General features: G+C 28.9%; 1 protein-coding gene. It reads left to right on the plus strand.

Going from position 1 to position 439, the window contains the following annotated elements:
• The first annotated feature begins 28 nt into the window (after window positions 1-28).
• On the plus strand, window positions 29-364 hold the full coding sequence (locus tag ZA06_RS00035; RefSeq protein WP_157503017.1) for a hypothetical protein: 336 nt from the start codon (window positions 29-31) through the stop codon (window positions 362-364).
• Window positions 365-439 lie beyond the last annotated feature (75 nt).

Consider the following 439-nt stretch of genomic DNA (forward strand, 5'->3'; position numbering starts at 1 on the left):
CCGTTGGCAATAATTTATGAAAATCATAATGGAAGAAGAACCTTTGATATTTGAAGAAAAAGGATTTCCTTCAATCCGAGTATTTAATAATCATTTTGAAATAAAAGCAATTGATTATTGGGAATATAGAGTTTTTGAATATTCAGAAATCAAAGAAATCATTCACTATAACCCAAATGACAAATGGTGGAATAAGCTTTACATTTTGACATCACTAACAGCTCAAATATTTTCCGAAAACGCCCCCTGGATTTTAAAGTTGATAAAAAATAATGGAGGAGATTGGACCTATAAAACTTCTCATAAACCAAACTCTGACTTTAGAAAAATTCTGAATCTATTAAAAACAAAAATTATTAACTGATTAAAATATAAAAACTATTGCCAACAACGTGTATAATTCATTGCTTCTGATTTTCCTCACGGAAAATCCTCGCAA

This window comes from Mangrovimonas xylaniphaga (assembly GCF_001280435.1).
Classification (GTDB): Bacteria; Bacteroidota; Bacteroidia; order Flavobacteriales; family Flavobacteriaceae; genus Mangrovimonas_A; species Mangrovimonas_A xylaniphaga.

Coding starts and splice junctions, on each gene's coding strand:
- ZA06_RS00035 (WP_157503017.1), top strand. CDS start 29: ATGGAAGAAGAACCTTTGATATTTGAAGAAAAAGGATTTCCTTCAATC.